Annotated in this window: 2 protein-coding genes; one reads left to right on the top strand and one right to left on the bottom strand. The window is 38.4% G+C overall.

Going from position 1 to position 727, the window contains the following annotated elements; all coding sequences use genetic code 11:
- Positions 1-184, bottom strand: a 184-nt coding sequence (locus D4A39_RS19000) for a hypothetical protein (RefSeq protein WP_497707266.1), incomplete at its 3' end; no start/stop codon positions are given.
- A 236-nt stretch (positions 185-420) separates the two neighbouring features.
- Between D4A39_RS19000 and D4A39_RS18995 the strand changes: the two genes are divergently transcribed.
- Positions 421-727, top strand: a 307-nt coding sequence (locus D4A39_RS18995; RefSeq protein WP_233552518.1) for a hypothetical protein, incomplete at its 3' end; no start/stop codon positions are given.

The raw sequence follows: 727 nt of genomic DNA, 5'->3' as shown, positions 1-727 counted from the left end.
CTAAGGTGAATTCCAAGAGAGAGCCTGCCGCTATGACATGCAACTCAGGATAATCTTCCTTGAAGTAACGAAGCGACATAATGCCTTCTTGGCTTACTTGGATTTCATCAATAAAGAGCAAGGTTTTGCCTGCTACTATTGGGATGCCAGTTGATGCGCTGATGTCTTCACAGGTACGTTTCACGTCTATATCTTTTGTGAAGAGCTGACGGATAGAAGGTTGGCGTTCTAAATTTACTTCAACAAAGTATTTGACAATACTGCGTTAAATTAATATTTAATCGTCTGTAAATCAATAACTTATATTAAGAAATGCTTATGAAAACTTAACTATAAAAAGTTGGTCAAGTCGCTGATTTTCAGTAACTTTGCAAATCACGACAAACGCAAAATTATATGAATACAGGACTTGACCAATATATGGATATCTTTAAAGATGCAGTTGAAGATTCGGCTGCAAAGTTAACAAAAAGTTTCGAGAAAATACTCATCGAGGTGATAATTTTGTTCATGGTAATACCAAGAAAGATAAATTTCACCCAAATGGGGAGGTATGGCTCGCATGTTGAGCAAACCTATCGCAACGCATTCGGCTTAAAAAAGTCGAAAAGCATTGACTGGCTCAAACTTAATGTCTCACTTGCCAAGCGCTTCTTTGGTAAACAGGGAAGATGGGCTATTGCCATTGATCCCAGTTACATCAGCAAAGCTGGCAAGAAGACTCCAC

Origin of the sequence: Alcanivorax profundi (assembly GCF_003597125.1) — a bacterium.
Taxonomy (GTDB): Bacteria; Pseudomonadota; Gammaproteobacteria; order Pseudomonadales; family Alcanivoracaceae; genus Alcanivorax; species Alcanivorax profundi.
The sequence above is the reverse complement of the archived record's forward strand: the minus strand, read 5'-3'. Positions and strand labels throughout refer to the sequence as shown.